The following is an 18,146-nucleotide window of genomic DNA, read 5'->3' on the forward strand; positions in this document are numbered from 1 at the left end:
AGTAACGAACAAACTTACTTACCAGTATCTCATCTGTTACTGGCTCTCTGTGAAGTAGCGGTTTATTCATCTCGTCTTTATTTCATTTCGTGTGATTTAGATTTAATTTTATTATACAACATTTATTTTAGATTTCAATCGTTCCTGTAATTTTTTCCTTCTAAGAAATAAGGTGTTGTTAACGTTCTAATTCTTTCCATTATTCTTGCAGATTTTGTTTTTTCTGTACCATCACGTGTGACAGAGAGATGATATTCTAATTCTTCAAAGCTTAAATTAGAACTGAAAAATGTAGGTAACTCTTGAACCATACGATAATGTAACAATGGTCCAATAACTTCATCTCGCGCCCATGGTGTAATGTCTTCAGCGCCTATATCATCTAGCATTAGTATATTTGCTTCTCTCACTCTTGAGAGTTTTGTTTCAAAAGTACCGTCTTTAAAACCGCCTTTAAGTGAACGTATAAATTCTGGCAAATAGACAATTGTAGATGGTATTTTTTCAGTTTTTAATTGATTAGCAATTGCGCCAAGGATAAATGATTTACCAGTACCAAATGGGCCATGTAAATATAGACCTTTAATTTGTGTCTCTTTATTTGTTATTTTTTCACAAATTTGGTTAGCAGCCATTGCGACGTCTAATCTATCTCTTCTATCCATATATATATCTTCAAGTTTTGCATTTAGTGTGTCACGCTGCATATGGTGTGACGTGATTAAATGTTTGTTAAACCTTTCTTCATCGTGCTTAATTTTACAAGGACAAGGTAAGTAGCGAATTTTGATATGATTATTTTCGATATATAACTCAGGGATATGCCCTGTCACAAAATTGGGGCAATCTTTTAATTTATGACCATCATAACGCTTTTCTTGATCTTTATATTCTTGTAAAATATTCAAATCTTCATCTATCATCGCATTGGTCACCTCAGATTTATGTGATTCTAGAAACTGTTTAACGTCTGGATCATTGACGACATCTTTTTTTATCTTGGCAATTTTTTTTGATAAGTCGTTTGAATCGCCCATAATTTGATTAAAAGGTTTCATTTATTTGTCCTCCTTCCATCTATCTTTAAGTTGATTTAAAAACTGTTCTCTATCATTTTTCAATTTTTCATCATCTTCATTGTTATTTGACGTGTCAGTTTCCACTTTGTTATCTCGTTCTTCTAACCATTTAGGTGTCATCTCTCTCGATGCTAGTTGTTTTTGTTTATAATAAGGCTTAGATGACTTGTTTTCCGTCTTAGGTTGATTCACTTTTATCGCGTAATTATACGCTTGTTCAGCTGTTTTGATACCTTTTTTCTTCCAATTTGACGCTATTTCAAAAATATAAGTCTTAGGTAGCTTCATATCTTCCTTCAACATCACAAATTGTAACAGTATATTAATGACACCGAATGACAATTGTTCACGTTCTACTAATTCTTCAATCATATATTTTTGTTGTGTTGTTGGTTCTGATTCTGACCAAGACGCTAACATATCTATTGGACTTGTTTCTTCTAACTGTTTGAGCCAAGTAGCAGATTTATCCTCATCTTGCGTTTGATTATTATTCTGAGTTTGATCAACTTGAGGCGTGTTATCTACATAATTGTTGGTTTTTATATTTAAAGATGGCATTTGTTGTTCGTGTTCCATCAAATAATAAGTTCTTGCATGTTTTCTTAATTCTTCAAACGAAAGTTCTTGTGCGGTTGTTATAGATTTTAAAATGATACGTTTCATTGGTTCCGGTGTTAAACCATATAAAGTCGCGATTTGCGTGATTAAAGCTTTTGCCTCTTTATCTATAATTTTTGTGCTAATAAAATGATTTTGCAATAAATCATATAATGTTTCAAAATCAAAGCGCACTTGTGACAAGTTTAAACCTTCATATGCAGTCTCACTTTGGATTTCATTTGTATCGTTTTCTAAAGACTTATTTGGTACTTTAAACACATCAGTGAAATTGCGTGTCACATCGTGATACTTACTAAAGTCAATCTGCGTTTTATGTTCAAAATGACGTTTCAATTGTTGATAACGTTGTTTGCTTACTTCACTAAACAAATACACTGATAACATTGGATCACTGAAAAATTGTTTTGCTGATGGTGGTTGGACAAGCTGATAAACAAAAGACGAATGCTGAGCATCATGATTCACCAATGTTTTAACTAAACCAATACCTTCTAATAAGTCCATATCTTTTCTAAATTCTAGTAAATTAATCTTTAACTCACTCATAATTATATAGTGCGTCAATACAGAATCAGTTTCATATTCTACAAACTGATTCAAATAATGATATAAACCAATTGCATTTGCACCAATCATTGGTGTAAACAATCTATTTAAAATTTCTAGATGCTTACTGTTCAAATAGAAATTTCGTACAACAGTAAAATTATCATGTGGTCTCAAACCATAATCATATGATTGTAACCCCATTTAAGAATCACTCCGTTTATTTCCAGCTAAAATACCTTGCATTGATTGTAATAGTTGATCTACATCCTTAAACTCTTTATATACAGATGCAAATCTTACATATGATACTTGGTCTACGTGCATGAGCAAATTCATCACATGTTCTCCAATTTCTCTTGAAGAAATTTCTGCATGTCCTTCATCACGTAACTTCCATTCAACATTGTTCGTAATATCTTCTAATTGTTGATAACGTACCGGTCTTTTTTCACATGAACGAACCAATCCATTTAAAATCTTTTCACGTGAAAATTGTTCACGCGTGCCATCTTTTTTTACCACAATCAGTGGTCTTTTTTCTATATGTTCAAAAGTTGTGAACCTCGTGTTACACTTTTCACATTCTCTTCTACGTCGAATCGCATTAACTTCATCTGCATGTCTAGAGTCTACAACACGAGAATGAGTCGAATTACATTTCGGGCATTTCATCGAATTATCACCCTCTCGTTTTGATTACTTATTATTATACTATAAATATGTATGTCACAAAAGAATCACTATGATACATAATAACAACTTAAACCTTTAAGGATTATATATCACTTGCATGCCGAATATTGATAAAATTAAAATACTTACTGTGTCTCATTGACATTCAGCGTAACATGCTAAGTGATTTATTCATTGTCTTTCACTACAAACATTTAGTATATAGGTTTAACTGACAAAATGAAAACTCCTTTCAAAGTAAGCACTAGCAAAGTGCATCACTTCAAAAGGAGTATACATAATACTTTATATTATCATTACGTACAATCAAGCTATTACGCCTTCTTAGAATTGAACCAAATAAATAATTATTAATTGCTATAACTGTTCACTTTAATTTGTAACTGCACCAACATCATTTTTGAGTAGTTGACCTATTTGTTCAGCCACATCTACAACTCTGTTTGAATAGCCCCATTCGTTATCATACCACGCAATCACTTTGACTTTATTTTCTCCCATAACCATCGTACTTTGTGTATCAATAATTGCTGAATTTGGATTTGTATTAAAGTCCATGGATACTAAAGGTGCATCTTCAGTTGCAATCACACCGCCTAAATCATTATCTTTAAATGCTCGGTTAACTTGTTCAGCCGTTACATTTGTATCTAAATCAACAACTAAATCGACTAACGAAACATTCTTCGTTGGCACTCTTAACGCCATGCCATGTAATTTGCCATCTAATTCAGGTATCACTTCTGTAAGTGCCTTTGCAGCACCTGTTGAAGTTGGAATAATACTTTCATTACAAGAACGCGCACGTCTTAAATCTTTATGCGGATTATCTATATTATTTTGATCATTCGTAATGGCATGAACCGTTGTCATCAAACCATTTTGTATACCAAATTGATCATTTAATACTTTAGCAACCGGTCCAATACAATTTGTCGTACAGGAAGCATTGCTAAATATGTCATACTGTTCAATATCTAATTGATCGTTATTAACGCCTTTGACAATCATTTGGACTTCTCCACCTTTAGATGGGCCAGTGAGCAATACTTTTTTAGCACCTGCATTGATATGTGCAACGGCTTTATCACCATGATTAAATTTTCCTGTAGCCTCTATAACGATATCGATGTTCAGCGCTTCCCAAGGTAAGTGCTCAGGATTTCTTTCTGCTACAAGTTTGATTTCATGGCCATCGACTTTGACCCCATTTTCTATAGGCTCTACTTTTAAATCATAAGCACCATGAGTTGTATCATAATTAATTAGGTGGGCAATTGTTTCCGGTGGGTAGCTCGCATTAATAGCTACTACATTTAAATCCTTATTTTTTAAAGCGATTCTTAATACCATTCTTCCTATTCTACCCATTCCATTAATTGCAATATTTGTCGTCATTCAAAGCACCCCTTGTTTTTGTGTTATACTTTATGGAAATAGTATAACATAAATGAAAGTACAAGAAAGCGTTTTCTAAAATAAATTTTAAAAATTTTAAAATCCCTTTACCTATGAGCTTAAAGAGACTTTTTCATAATAGGATTATCCTCATAATTTGAATTTATATTAAAAAAATACCACCCAAACTTAAATTATAAGTTGAGTAGTACTTTAGAATATACTTATTAAACCATACTAATGCATATGAAATCAACCATACTATAATCATCATTTGAAGACTCACTTAAAAAGTTGATTTATTGCGCTTCTTCTTCAGTATCATTGTGAATATAACCTTCTTCTACAAGCAATTGTTCTAAGTTCTGTTTCAATTCTAATTTCGTGTCACGGTTATCAATTTCATGATCCGCCATTCTACGTTTTTTATCAATTGAAATTTGGCTATAAACACGCGCTTTCGCATCTTCCATTGATAAATTATTACGTTCCATCAATCTATCAATTTGTATGCTTTCAGAAGTGTATACTAACCAAACTTCATCAACAGTATCTTGTAGATCATTTTCAAATAATAATGGAATATCCATAATTACGTTATAACCTTGTTCAAGATACGCTTCTTTTTCTTTTTCCATGATATCTCTAACAATAGGATGAATAATTTGATTTAATTCCAATCTTTTCTCCGGATGATTAAATATGACATCTCCTACATATGATCTATTCATATTGCCATCTTCATCTATCGCTTCTTCTCCAAATGCTTCTTTAACTTGCTCTAGCCCTTTGGTACCTTTTTCTACTGCTTGGCGTGATGCAACGTCCGCATCTACGACTTTAAAACCATGTACGGTTAATAATTCCGAAACACTAGATTTACCTGATGCGATACCACCTGTTAGCCCTATAACTTTTGGCATAATATCACTCTTCCTTTATTTTTGACATGTAGGACAGAAATGACTATTTCTCGTTGCGATAACTTGTGTTTCAATATCACTTCCACATACCTTACATATCTTTTGTTTATAAACATTAAGATGTAGTTGCATCGTTCCTGTACTACCGTCTGCATGACGGTAATCAGATATGCTCGTTCCACCATATTTTATACCCGCTTCTAGCACTTCTCGAACATAATAAAATAATATTTCCCGTTCTTGCTTATTTAAATCTTTTGATAGACGCGCTGGGTGAATACCTGCTCTGAAAAGAGCTTCACACGCATAAATGTTTCCACAACCCGAAATGACTCGGTGATCTAAAATCATCTGCTTAATTGGTTTATTTTGGTATAGTTTTTTATTAAACCATGATAAGTAATGTGGCATTGCTTCTTCACCAAACGGTTCTGGTGCAATTTCTAAAAATGATGGATATGCCTCAAACGATGGCACATTTCTAATTTCACCGAAGCGGCGAATATCAGAGTACACAAGCAATTTATCATTATTCAATTTAAATATAACATGCCAATGCTTACGATAATTTGGAACACTAATATCTTCTATATTATCGACAACAAAGAAACCACCAGCCATACCAAGATGGCTAATGAGTATTCTTTCTTCACCGTTTTTCTCTAAATAGAAAACGATATACTTACTTCTTCTATCTATATCATTAATCGTAAAATGCTCAGTAAAACGCCTAAAGGTATCTAATGCTAAACCTTTAATTATCGTTTCCCGTTGATTTGCTTTACCTTCATGCACTTTGTCAGAAAAAGTAACTGATTCAATTGTTTGTCCTTTAACAAAAGGTTTAATACCTCTTTTTACATGTTCTACTTCTGGTAACTCAGGCAATATAATACCCTCTTTCTATTTTGCATCGTACCATGTTTGACCATAGCTAGATTCAACTTTTAATGGTACGTCTAACTCTATCGCATTGTCCATAATCTTTTCAATGAATTTTTCAAATGCTTCTACTTCTTCTTTAGGTACTTCAAAAATTAATTCATCATGCACTTGTAATAATAGTTGTGCGTGGAAATCGGTATCTTTAACTTCATTTGCAAAATTAACCATGGCTAATTTAATAATATCTGCGGCTGTTCCTTGAATTGGTGTATTCATTGCGGTTCTTTCTGCAAAACCTCTCAAATTAAAGTTACGACTTGTGATGTCTGGTATATATCTACGACGATGTAATAACGTTTCAACATAGCCTTGAGTTTTACAATCTTTAACAATATCTTCCATATATTGTTTAACACCAGGGAAACTATCTAAATAGTCATCAATAAATTGTTTCGCTTGTTTTCTTGTTATGCCTAAACTTTGGCTTAATCCATAATCACTTATACCATAGACAATTCCGAAATTCACTGCCTTCGCTTGTCTACGCATCGTGCTATCAACTTCATCTGGTTGCACATTGAATACTTTCATAGCTGTAGCTGTGTGAATGTCTTCATCATTAATAAATGCTTGCTTCATACTTTCGTCTTGCGTGATGTGCGCTAATACTCTTAATTCAATTTGCGAGTAATCGGCTGCAAATATGACATTGTTTTCATCCGTAGATTTGAAAGCTTTTCTAATTTTTCTGCCCTCTTCTAAACGAACAGGTATATTTTGTAGGTTAGGATCAATAGATGACAATCTACCAGTTTGTGCTAGCGTTTGGTTAAAGCGTGTATGGATACGATCATCCTCAGCAATTACTTTTTGCAAGCCTTCTACATACGTAGACTGTAATTTAGCAAGTTGTCTATATTCAAGGATATGCTCAATAATAGGATGTTCACCTTGTAATTGTTCTAGAACATCTACTGCTGTAGAATAACCTGTCTTAGTTTTTTTAATCACAGGTAACTCTAGTGTTTCAAATAATACAACACCTAGTTGTTTGGGTGAATTGATATTAAATGATTCTCCCGCAGCTTCATGTATATTTTTTATTAATACATCTAATTTGGTTTGAATTTCTCTTTCCATTTCTTTTAAATCACTAGCAACTGTATAGATACCTGTTTCTTCCATTTCACTTAAAATACGTGCCAATGGTAATTCTAAATCATATAGTAAATCTGTTTGGTTATATTCATTTAGTTGCTCTACCATTTTTGGTTTTGTCGCACTAATCGCTTCTATAATTGTTGCTACATGATGATTCAACACTTCATCTTCAGGCATATGCCTTTTTTTACCTTTACCATAAATTGCGATAGTTTGTTGTACATAATATTGACCATAATTCGTAACTACTGAATTGACGTCGTCTATTGTACGTGAAGGATCAATAATATAACTTGCTAACATCACATCAAATACAATGTGCTTGATTGCAATATCTAATCTATGAGCCACGATATAGGATTTTTTAGCGTCGTAGACATTCTTTTCTGTAGTGCTATCTTCTAACCATGCAATAAGCGTTGGATGATCATGCATCTTATGTGCATCAATAACAACATGATGTATGCCATCATATAAGGCGAATTTTAATATGTCATCTTTTAAGTAATTAGAACCATCTAGCTCAAAATGTATGGATGCAGCAGTTAAGTTTTTAAAATCAACTTGTTCAAAATCACTTGCTATATTGATTTCCATTTCTTCAATACTCGAGCTACTGCCATCAACATCTATTTGGTCTAGCAATTGTTTGAACTCTAATTTTTTAAACAAATCTATTTTATCGCTTGTATCTGGGTTTTCTTGTAACTTCGTCTCTTTTAAAGATATTTCAATTGGACTTTCACAATTTATTGTCGCAAGTTCCTTACTCATTAAAGCATCATCTTTACTATTTTCAAGTTTCTCTTTTAATTTCTTACCAGAGACTTCATCTAGGTGTTCATAAACATTTTCCACATTAGAAAATTGTTTCAATAATTTAATTGCTGTTTTTTCACCAACACCTGCAACGCCTGGAATATTATCTGAAGCGTCACCCATTAAGCCTTTCATATCAATAATTTGTTCTGGAACCAAACCATCATATTTTTCGGCAATAAATTCCGGAGTATAATGATCAACGTCTGTCACACCTTTTTTAGTGTAATAGATTGTCACATCGTCTGTAGCAAGTTGTGTTAAATCTCGGTCACCAGTTACGATAATCGTTTGGAATTTTTCTTCGTTTGCTTGTTTACTCAGCGTACCGATAATATCATCCGCTTCATAATTGTCTATCTCATAACGCTTAATTTGATAAGCATCTAATAATTGTCTGATATAAGGAAATTGTTCGCTTAATTCAGGTGGTGTTTTTTGACGTCCACCTTTATATTCACTATATTGTGAGTGTCTGAACGTTGTTTTTCCAGCATCGAATGCAACTAAGAAATGTGTAGGCTGTTCTTCTTTTATAATTTTTTCAAGCAACATCGCAAAACCATATACGGCATTAGTATGGATTCCTGCTTTATTTTGTAACAATGGTAAAGCATAAAAAGCTCTAAAGCTAAGACTGTTACCATCAACCAAGATTAATTTATTCAATGTTTTAACCTCCAACACATATTTACTTATCATTTTATCATATATTATGACTCTATCTGTATTGATACGACATATCTTCTGTTTTTCATAATAATATAAAAAGTCGACCTAACAACTTAAAGTTAATTAGATCGACTATCTATTTAAAATTTCACAAGAATTGCTCATTTAAACTATGCTTTATCTGTTTCAAAAAATGTAATCCTAAATGTTGAGCCTTCGTTTGGATGACTAATCACATTGATTCTCCCATTATGAGCTTCCATAATATGTTTTGTAATAGACAATCCTAAGCCTGTGCCACCTGAATCTCTACTGCGTGCTTTATCTACTCTATAAAAACGTTCAAAAATATGTTTTTGATCTTCTTCACTTATACCAATACCAAAATCTTGTACTTCTAGTATACGTTTATTACTCTCTTTATATACACGAACAATGACTTTATCCGATCGCTTAGAATAACTAATTGCGTTTGACAATAAATTGATTACAACTTGTGAAACTTTATCATTATTTGCATCAATGACAATATCAGGCGTCACTTCATTTATAATTGTTATCTCTTTACTTTCAGCAATCGTCTGCATGCTTTTAATCGTTATCTCAGCAATGTCAGACAAACTGATATATTCTGTTTCTATTTCAGATTGTTGCTCGACATGAGATAAATCTAGCAAATCAAACACTAAAGTTTCGATGCGATCAGATTCTTTAGAAATAATTTTTAAAAAATCATCTAATGCTTGTTCATCATTTTTCGCCCCATCTAGTAATGTCTCAGCAAATCCTTTTATTGAAGTAATGGGTGTCTTCAATTCATGCGATACATTCGCTACAAATTCACGACGCAAATTTTCAAGTTTCTTTAGATTTGTGATATCGTGCATAACAATGACCATACCATATAAATTTTTCTTTGTTTTCGACAAAATTGGTACACAAGCAGTATCAAAATATTTCTGATGCACTTGATCTATGGTTAATTCGACTTGATCATAGATTGGTTTTTCTACTTTAAACGCATCAGCGATAAGTTTTTGAATTTTAACATCGATAAACTCAACATAACTTTTATGTTCTACTGCCTCTTCAGGCGTAAACAACTCATAATATGCTTTATTTGCTACAACAATTTCACCATATTTATCAATCATTAATATGGAACTCGGAATACTTTCTACAGTTGTTTTTAGCCTATTGGATTGTAGCTTTTGCTTATGGTTTAAACGTTGTAAACGTCTAGCTAATTCATTTGTAGTAACGAATAACTCTCTCGTCTCTTTTACGTTGCTCTCAGGCACTCTCACGTGATAATAGCCTTCAGCCAAAAGGTTCGTGGCATAAGTTACTTCATTAATAGGCCTAATATACGTTCTATTGATACTTCGCACTACAAAGAAAATAATTACTAAAACAATTAAACCAATTAAAGCAGTGTATTTCCACATTTCAATTTGTAATTGCAAGATTTCATTATTTACGCCGCTAATCAAAACGTCTTTATCTTTGATTGAAGTTTTGAATGTATATCTTCGATCATCGGCTACTTTATCATAAATTAGTTTCGAAGGAATAGCTTCATTTTTTATATCTTCATTTATCTCAGTTCCTTGTTTTGTGGACAACAAGACATCGTTACCTTTTTCAATGATTACAGTAAGTTTTTCACTTTCAGCAATATCTTTAATCTCAGCTATTTTATCATGGTTGTACAAACTAACGATATGCTCTGAACGATGCTCTAGGTCACCTTCTTGACCTGTAGTAACCGTGTTATAAATAACATGTGTTATGATTGCGCCCAGCATAATAAAACTAATGATAACGATGGTACATAATAAAAATAAAAGGCGGTGATGAAACTTCAACATTAAACCTTAGGTCTCTCCAACTTATATCCTAAACCTCGCACTGTTTTGATAAGTTTAGGTTGTTTTGGATTTTCTTCTAATTTATCTCTTAAATGACTTATATGTACATCCACAATTCTAGAGTCACCCGCAAATTCATAGTTCCATACTGAATTTAACATATGTTCACGTGTGATTACTCTACCCTGTCTTTCGATAAGATATAATAACAGTTCAAATTCTTTTGGTGTTAATTCTAATAATTCATCTTCTCTATACACTTCAAAATATTCTGGTCTAATTCTGATTGAGCCAATAACTATATCATCTTCATCATTTTCAATTTGAGCTGCTTCTGTGACCATCGCAGATCTTCTTAAAATAGCTTTAACCCTTGCTACTACTTCTCTTGGTGAAAATGGTTTAGTCATATAATCATCTGCACCAAGTTCTAATCCTAATACACGATCAAATTCATCATCTTTAGCTGTTAGCATTAAGATAGGTACAAGGTTTTTATCAGTACGAATTGTCTTACAAACTTCTATGCCATCTTTTTTTGGAAGCATGACATCTAACACAACTAATTCGGGGTTTGTAGCATTAACCTTCTCCAATGCTTCTTCGCCATCATAAGCTACATCCACTATATATCCAGCTTGCTCTAAATTATATTTTAATAAGGTTACGATTGATTGCTCATCATCTACTACAAGTACTTTTTGTGACATAGTATACCTCCATATTTGTGTTTACAAATTAATTATAACTTACATTTTAATAAAAATAACATACTTTAAATTCTTTTCACATAAATTTTACAATGACTATAATATACGAAGACGTTAAGTATTCATGAAGCTAATGTAATGCTGTTGTAAACAATCTGTTGAGCTATTTGTTTCATTTCACTTTTTCAAAAAAAATTCATGCGTTAACAAAATCTTAACATTTAATTAATAACATGAACACTTATATCGTTGGAAATAACCAATTCATTAAAATTAATAGTGAAAATATACATTAAATCGTACATAAAAATTTACAATTTACATCATAATATATATATATATGTATTTGTTGCTATTATTATTTTGATTCGCCCGTCATATATGAAATACACAAAGTTTCAATAAAATCATAGTCGATGATTACTACTTAGAGTTAAAACTCAAAAGCACGTAAAAAAACTGCCAACGACATCCTAAGACAATCGTGGCAGTTTGAACAAATCTTTAATTTGAAACATTAAAAATTCTATACTAATTTATATTATTTGATGTTTTTAATAAGTTCATCTGCAAATTCAGAAGTAGAAACTTCTTTAGCACCATCCATTAAACGGGCAAAGTCGTAAGTTACCACTTTAGAAGCAATTGTTTTTTCAATTGATTCAGTAATCTTATCTGCAGCTTCTTGCCATCCTAAGTGTTCTAACATTAATGTTGCACTTAAAATTTCAGATGACGGGTTAACTTTGTTTAATCCAGCGTATTTTGGAGCTGTACCGTGGGTAGCTTCAAAAATCGCATGACCCGTTTCATAGTTGATGTTTGCACCAGGTGCAATACCAATGCCGCCAACTTGCGCTGCTAATGCATCAGATACATAGTCACCATTTAAGTTCATTGTAGCTACTACATCATGATCTGACGGACGTGTTAAAATTTGTTGTAAGAAAATGTCAGCAATTGAATCTTTAACGATAATTTTGCCTTCTTTTTCTGCTTTTTCTTGCGCTTCGTTTGCTTGGTCTTTACCTTCTTTTTCAACAATTTCATCATATTGTTGCCAAGTAAACACTTTATCACCAAATTCGTTATGTGCTAAATCATAACCCCATTGTTTAAATGCACCTTCAGTAAATTTCATAATATTACCTTTATGCACTAATGTTAATGATTTACGATTATTTTCTAAAGCATATTGTATAGAAGCACGCACTAAACGTTCTGTACCTTCTTTAGAGACTGGTTTCACACCAATACCTGATGTTTCTGGGAATCTAATATTTTTAGCACCCATTTCATTTTGTAAGAATTCAATTAATTTCTTAACTTCAGGTGTGCCTTCTTGGAATTCAATACCAGCATAAATGTCTTCAGTATTTTCACGGAAAATAACCATATCAGTATCTTCAGGACGTTTAACTGGTGAAGGCACGCCTTGGAACCAACGTACTGGACGTAGACATGTAAATAAATCTAATTCTTGACGTAACGCGACGTTAAGTGAACGGATACCGCCACCAATTGGTGTTGTTAAAGGACCTTTAATTGCAATTAAATATTCATCAATTGTATCAAGTGTTTCTTTAGGCAACCACTCGCCAGTTTCATCGTAAGCTTTTTGTCCAGCTAATACTTCTTTCCATTCGATTTTCTTTTCACCGCTATAAGCTTCTTCAACAGCAGCATCAATTACTCTGCTAGCCGCATTCCAGATATCTGGTCCAATACCATCACCAATAATAAATGGAATAATTGGATTATTTGGTACTGTTAAACCTTCTTGTGATTTTACTATTTTTTGTCCTGACATGTAAAAAAACCTCCGTGTTTTGTTTTTGTTTATTAAATATTTTTCCGAAAAATATTGTTTATACATTCACTTTCACAATAAAAATTGTGAAAAATGATTAAACTTATTATCTTTTTTCTATCGGTTCATATTTTCTATCTGTTTCACCAATATATTCAGCTCTTGGACGCATAATTCTATTATCTCTATATTGTTCTAAAATATGTGCAATCCAACCAGAAGTTCTACTTACTGCAAAAATTGGAGTGAATAAATCATGCTCAATGTTCATACTATGATAAACTGTCGCACTAAAGAAATCCACATTGGCTATTAAGCCTTTTTCTTCTTTCATCTTATCAGCAATTTTAACAGAAATATCAAATAATTGACTTTGACCTGTTTCTGCTGTGATTTTTCTACTCATTTCTTTTAAGTATTTCGCTCTTGGGTCACCATCTTTATATACGCGGTGCCCGAAGCCCATAATTTTTTCTTTATTTTCAATTTTTTTATCGATGTAATTATCAACTTCATCAATTGATTTCACTTCAGCTAGCATGCTCATGACACGTTCATTTGCACCACCGTGAAGTGGGCCTTTTAATGAACCAACTGCAGCAACAATACCTGAATACATATCGGATAATGATGAAACAGCACATCTTGCTGTAAATGTTGAGGCATTTAACTCATGATCTGCGTGTAATACAAGCGCTTTGTTAAACGCTTCAACTTCGATATCTGTAGGTAATTCTCCTCTTAACATGTATAAGAAGTTTCCTGCATAGTTTAAATCACTATTTGGTTTCACAACTTCTTTACCTTCTCTAACTCTCGCATATGCCGTAACAAGAGAAGCTATTTTAGCTTGAATACGTATCGCACGTTCCATTGTTTGTTCATCACTTTCAGTTTCAGCATGTTCATCAAAATGGGCAATATAAGACACAGAAGTTCTCAACGCTGTCATTGGATGCACATTACTAGTAGCGTATTCTTTAAAGTGGTTATACACTCTAGGATTTAGTGTCATGTATTCAAAAAGCTTTTCTTTTAATTCTTTTAATTCTTCTTCATTAGGTAATCGGTAGTGCCATAATAAGAAGACAACTTCTTCAAACTCAGCATTTTGAGCTAAATCATCAATATCATAACCTGCATATGTTAACTGACTATCAATGATAGAACTTACTTTAGTTTGAGATGCAATTACCCCTTCTAAACCTTTTTGTAACTCTGCCATATATAAATTCCCCTTTTCTATTTCGTTATGAAATGGCTTTCATTAACCATTATATCCAATTTTGTCTCTTTTGTGAATATTTAAAGTTTAATCCTCTTACCAAAACACTAGAAATAAGTATTTGTTTATATACCCTTAAACACGCCACGACATGGAACAGTGTTATAACTTCATTTTAGTATGGAAAGCCTTACAGTTCAATTTTTATAGCTTTTCATTTGGTTATCATTTTTAATAACTAATTATTAATGTAGTTTTATCCTTTAATTTTTTATGATTCAGTTAAAAAACAGTTGTAATATTTTAGAGACAGTTGCATAATAATAAAACGACAAAATGAAGGAGTAGCAGATTATGTCAAACAATGAATTACAGAGAGAACTCAGTAACCGGCACATCCAACTAATTGCAATTGGTGGCGCAATTGGTACTGGGCTGTTTTTAGGAGCTGGTCAGACGATTGCTTTAACTGGCCCTTCTATTTTACTAACATATATCATCATTGGTTTTATGCTATTTATGTTTATGCGTGGCTTAGGAGAAATGCTTGTAACAAATACTAATTTCAAATCTTTCGCAGACGTCACGAATCAATACATTGGTTCATTTGCAGGTTTTGTGACTGGCTGGACTTATTGGTTATGTTGGATTATTACTGGTATGGCCGAGGTAACTGCGGTTGCTAAATATGTAAGCTTTTGGTTTCCACACATTCCAAATTGGATTAGTGCTTTGTTCTGTGTACTTGTACTTATGTCACTTAATTTATTAAGTGCTAAACTCTTTGGTGAATTAGAATTTTGGTTTGCAATCATTAAAATTGTAACGATTCTCGCATTGATTATTGTCGGTGCAATTATGATTATTATGGCCTATGACACACAATTTGGACATGCTTCATTATCTAATTTATATAATAATGGCATATTCCCTAAAGGAGTAAATGGATTTTTAATGTCATTCCAAATGGCTGTGTTCTCATTTGTGGGTATCGAATTAATAGGCGTTACTGCAGGCGAAACAAAAGATCCGACTAAGACCTTACCTAAAGCAATTAATAGTGTACCTTTACGTATATTAGTCTTTTATGTAGGTGCATTAGCTGTGATCATGTCAATCATCCCATGGAATGCTATAAATCCCGATGAAAGTCCATTTGTGAGATTGTTCGCTTTAATCGGCATTCCGTTTGCAGCAGGTATTATTAATTTCGTTGTGTTAACTGCAGCGGCATCTTCTTGTAACAGCGGCATCTTTTCTAACAGTCGTATGCTCTTTGGTCTCTCTAATCAAAAACAAGCGCCACCTTATTTTGCATCAACAAATAAAAATGGCGTTCCGCACATTGCAATATTTGTCTCATGTGCTTTGCTAATGATCGCAGCTTTATTAAATTATATTGTACCGAATGCGACACTCGTATTTACTTATATCACTACTGTATCTACAGTGTTGTTTTTAGCTGTTTGGACATTAATCATTGTTGCGTATATCAATTATACTAAACGTAACCCAGAAGCTCACAAACAAGCTAGTTTTAAATTACCAGGCGGTAAATATATGGGTTATCTCATCTTACTATTCTTCTTGTTAGTATTTTGTTTATTATTCGTAAACGAAGTTACGAGAACAGCAGTATTTTTAACACCAATTTGGTTCGTTGCCTTAAGTTTAATGTACTTAAGATATAAAAAAGTTGCACATATGCAGGATACATAAAAGCGTACTTACAAAGTGAACTATCCATACACATTACTTGCGAACCAATGTGTATGGATAGTTTTATTATAATTGGAGTCATGAATACTTATTTAGTTTATATAACATTGAATTGATATTAAAAAAGAGAGTTAACTGAATTTAAAATTCAATTAACTCTCAATTTCTTCTAGGATGTACATCCCGGTTTCTAATGTTTTAAATAGGAAGTTACAACTGCCTATTATTTTATATTTGTAAATCTATTATAAAACGTTAGCATAACCTTCAAAAATTTTACCTTGATTTGCATCAATAGTAACTAAAACATCATTTTGTATTTCTTTAGTTGCGTTTTCAACACCAACAACTGTAGGAATACCTTTTTCTAAACCAATAATTGCACTTGGTGAAGTGATGCCATTTTCTTCTGTGATTAAACCAATTGCATTTTCAATGTAAGGTACAAGTGTTTCATCTACTGAAGAAGTTACTATAATAGTTTCAGATAAATCTTTACCTTCTAACTCACTTGCATTATTAACAACAAGTGTTTGGCCAACAACTGAATTTCTACCAATACCTTGGCCTTTTGCAAGTTCATCTCCTACTAAATGTAATTTCATCATGTTAGTAGTACCTTTTTCACCTGTAGGAACACCAGCAGTGATGATAATTAAGTCACCGTTTTGAACTTTTTCTGTTTCAACTGCAGTAGCTACAGCATTGTTTAATAATGCATCTGTAGTTTTACGTCCTTCTTTGATTACTGGGTGAATCCCCCATACTAGCGCACATTGGCGTGCAGTTTCTGGATTAGGTGTTACTGCAATAATGTCTGATTGCGGACGATATTTAGAAATCGTACGTGCAGTTGAACCACTTTCTGTAGCAGCAACAATTGCTTTTACATTTAAGTTTAATGCTGTATGTGCAACTGAAACACCAATTGCATTAACAAGTGACGTTTCTACTAATTTCGTGCGGTCAGATAGTAATTTTTTATAATCTTGTGCGCCTTCAGCAGAAACTGCAATATTACGCATTGTTTTAACTGCTTCTTCAGGATAAAGTCCGGCAGCTGTTTCACCAGAAAGCATTACAGCATCTGTACCATCATAGATTGCGTTGGCAACATCACTTGCTTCAGCACGTGTAGCACGGGGGTTTCTTTGCATAGAATCAAGCATTTGAGTCGCAGTGATAACCGGTTTACCTAATTTATTACATTGTCTGATTAAATCTTTTTGCACCATAGGCACTGATTCTGGAGGAATTTCAACACCCATATCACCACGAGCAACCATTAAACCATCTGAAACATCAAGGATACCTTGGATATTATCGATGCCTTCTTGGTTTTCAATTTTAGGTATAATGCTGATTGTTGTATTTTTTTGTGCTTCAAGTAATTTACGGATATCTAGTACATCACTTGGACGACGTACGAAACTAGCTGCGATAAAATCAACATCTTCGCTAATACCGAAATTAATATCTTCTGCATCTTTTTCAGTGATACCAGGTAAATTCACTTTAACACCTGGTAAGTTAACACCTTTTTTGTTTTTTAATTCACCAGTGTTTAATACATCACAAACAACTTCGCCCTTATCTTTGTCAAGACGTTTAACTTGTAATTCAATTAAACCATCATCTAATAAAATATATGAACCTTCTTCTACATCATTGATTAAATTATCATAAGTTACTGAGAATTTTTCAGGTGTACCTTCTACTTCTGTCATGCTTACAATGACTTCAGTATCTCTTTTAAGTTCTATACCGCCATCTTTCATACTATGTGTACGAATTTCAGGTCCTTTAGTATCAAGTAAAATTGCAACAGTTTTACCTAATTTTTTAGATACTTTACGAATCGAGTCAATTCTTGCTTTATGTTCTGCATGATCACCATGTGAAAAGTTTAAACGTGCAACGTTCATTCCGGCTTTCATTAATTTCTCAAGCATTTCTTCCGATTCTGACGCTGGTCCAATAGTACAAACAATTTTAGTTTTTCTCATTA

At 32.8% G+C, this 18,146-nt stretch carries 13 protein-coding genes; 1 reads left to right on the plus strand and 12 read right to left on the minus strand.

Going from position 1 to position 18,146, the window contains the following annotated elements; all coding sequences use genetic code 11:
• Positions 1-134 precede the first annotated feature (134 nt).
• From dnaI to M4L39_RS04460, 11 genes are all read right to left on the minus strand, one after another.
• Positions 135-1,058, minus strand: a complete 924-nt coding sequence (gene dnaI / locus M4L39_RS04410; RefSeq protein WP_277580929.1) for a primosomal protein DnaI — start codon at positions 1,056-1,058, stop codon at positions 135-137.
• Positions 1,059-2,453 (minus strand): replication initiation and membrane attachment family protein, encoded by a 1,395-nt coding sequence (locus M4L39_RS04415; RefSeq protein ID WP_277580930.1) that lies wholly within the window; start codon positions 2,451-2,453, stop codon positions 1,059-1,061.
• Positions 2,454-2,924 (minus strand): transcriptional regulator NrdR, encoded by a 471-nt coding sequence (nrdR, locus tag M4L39_RS04420; RefSeq protein WP_277580931.1) that lies wholly within the window; start codon positions 2,922-2,924, stop codon positions 2,454-2,456.
• A gap of 393 nt (positions 2,925-3,317) precedes the next feature.
• Complete coding sequence (gene gap, locus M4L39_RS04425) at positions 3,318-4,343, minus strand: type I glyceraldehyde-3-phosphate dehydrogenase (protein ID WP_277580932.1); 1,026 nt, start codon at positions 4,341-4,343, stop codon at positions 3,318-3,320.
• Positions 4,344-4,642: 299 nt separating this feature from the next.
• Positions 4,643-5,266 (minus strand): dephospho-CoA kinase, encoded by a 624-nt coding sequence (coaE, locus tag M4L39_RS04430; protein WP_277580933.1) that lies wholly within the window; start codon positions 5,264-5,266, stop codon positions 4,643-4,645.
• A gap of 15 nt (positions 5,267-5,281) precedes the next feature.
• Entirely contained in the window at positions 5,282-6,154 is an 873-nt protein-coding gene (mutM, locus tag M4L39_RS04435; protein ID WP_277580934.1) for a bifunctional DNA-formamidopyrimidine glycosylase/DNA-(apurinic or apyrimidinic site) lyase, read from the minus strand.
• A gap of 15 nt (positions 6,155-6,169) precedes the next feature.
• Complete coding sequence (gene polA, locus M4L39_RS04440; protein WP_277580935.1) at positions 6,170-8,800, minus strand: DNA polymerase I; 2,631 nt, start codon at positions 8,798-8,800, stop codon at positions 6,170-6,172.
• Positions 8,801-8,973: 173 nt separating this feature from the next.
• The gene (gene pnpS / locus M4L39_RS04445; RefSeq protein WP_277580936.1) at positions 8,974-10,674 is read right to left on the minus strand and encodes a two-component system histidine kinase PnpS; all 1,701 of its coding nucleotides are present in this window, start codon (positions 10,672-10,674) and stop codon (positions 8,974-8,976) included.
• Positions 10,674-11,384 (minus strand): response regulator transcription factor, encoded by a 711-nt coding sequence (locus tag M4L39_RS04450; RefSeq protein WP_277580937.1) that lies wholly within the window; start codon positions 11,382-11,384, stop codon positions 10,674-10,676. The genes pnpS and M4L39_RS04450 overlap by 1 nt, the downstream gene beginning before the upstream one ends.
• Before the next feature lie 541 nt (positions 11,385-11,925).
• Positions 11,926-13,194, minus strand: a complete 1,269-nt coding sequence (icd, locus tag M4L39_RS04455; protein WP_277580938.1) for an NADP-dependent isocitrate dehydrogenase — start codon at positions 13,192-13,194, stop codon at positions 11,926-11,928.
• A gap of 106 nt (positions 13,195-13,300) precedes the next feature.
• On the minus strand, positions 13,301-14,419 hold the full coding sequence (locus M4L39_RS04460; protein ID WP_277580939.1) for a citrate synthase: 1,119 nt from the start codon (positions 14,417-14,419) through the stop codon (positions 13,301-13,303).
• A 354-nt stretch (positions 14,420-14,773) separates the two neighbouring features.
• Here M4L39_RS04460 and M4L39_RS04465 point away from each other — a divergent pair, with 354 nt between their 5' ends.
• Entirely contained in the window at positions 14,774-16,138 is a 1,365-nt protein-coding gene (locus M4L39_RS04465; protein ID WP_277580940.1) for an amino acid permease, read from the plus strand.
• 245 nt (positions 16,139-16,383) lie between these two features.
• On the opposite strand, the gene pyk is transcribed toward M4L39_RS04465, so the two are convergent.
• A complete protein-coding gene (gene pyk / locus M4L39_RS04470) occupies positions 16,384-18,144 on the minus strand; it encodes a pyruvate kinase (RefSeq protein WP_277580941.1) in 1,761 nt (586 codons plus the stop codon).
• Positions 18,145-18,146: the final 2 nt, after the last annotated feature.

The organism is Staphylococcus equorum, from assembly GCF_029531845.1.
GTDB lineage: Bacteria > Bacillota > Bacilli > Staphylococcales > Staphylococcaceae > Staphylococcus > Staphylococcus equorum_C.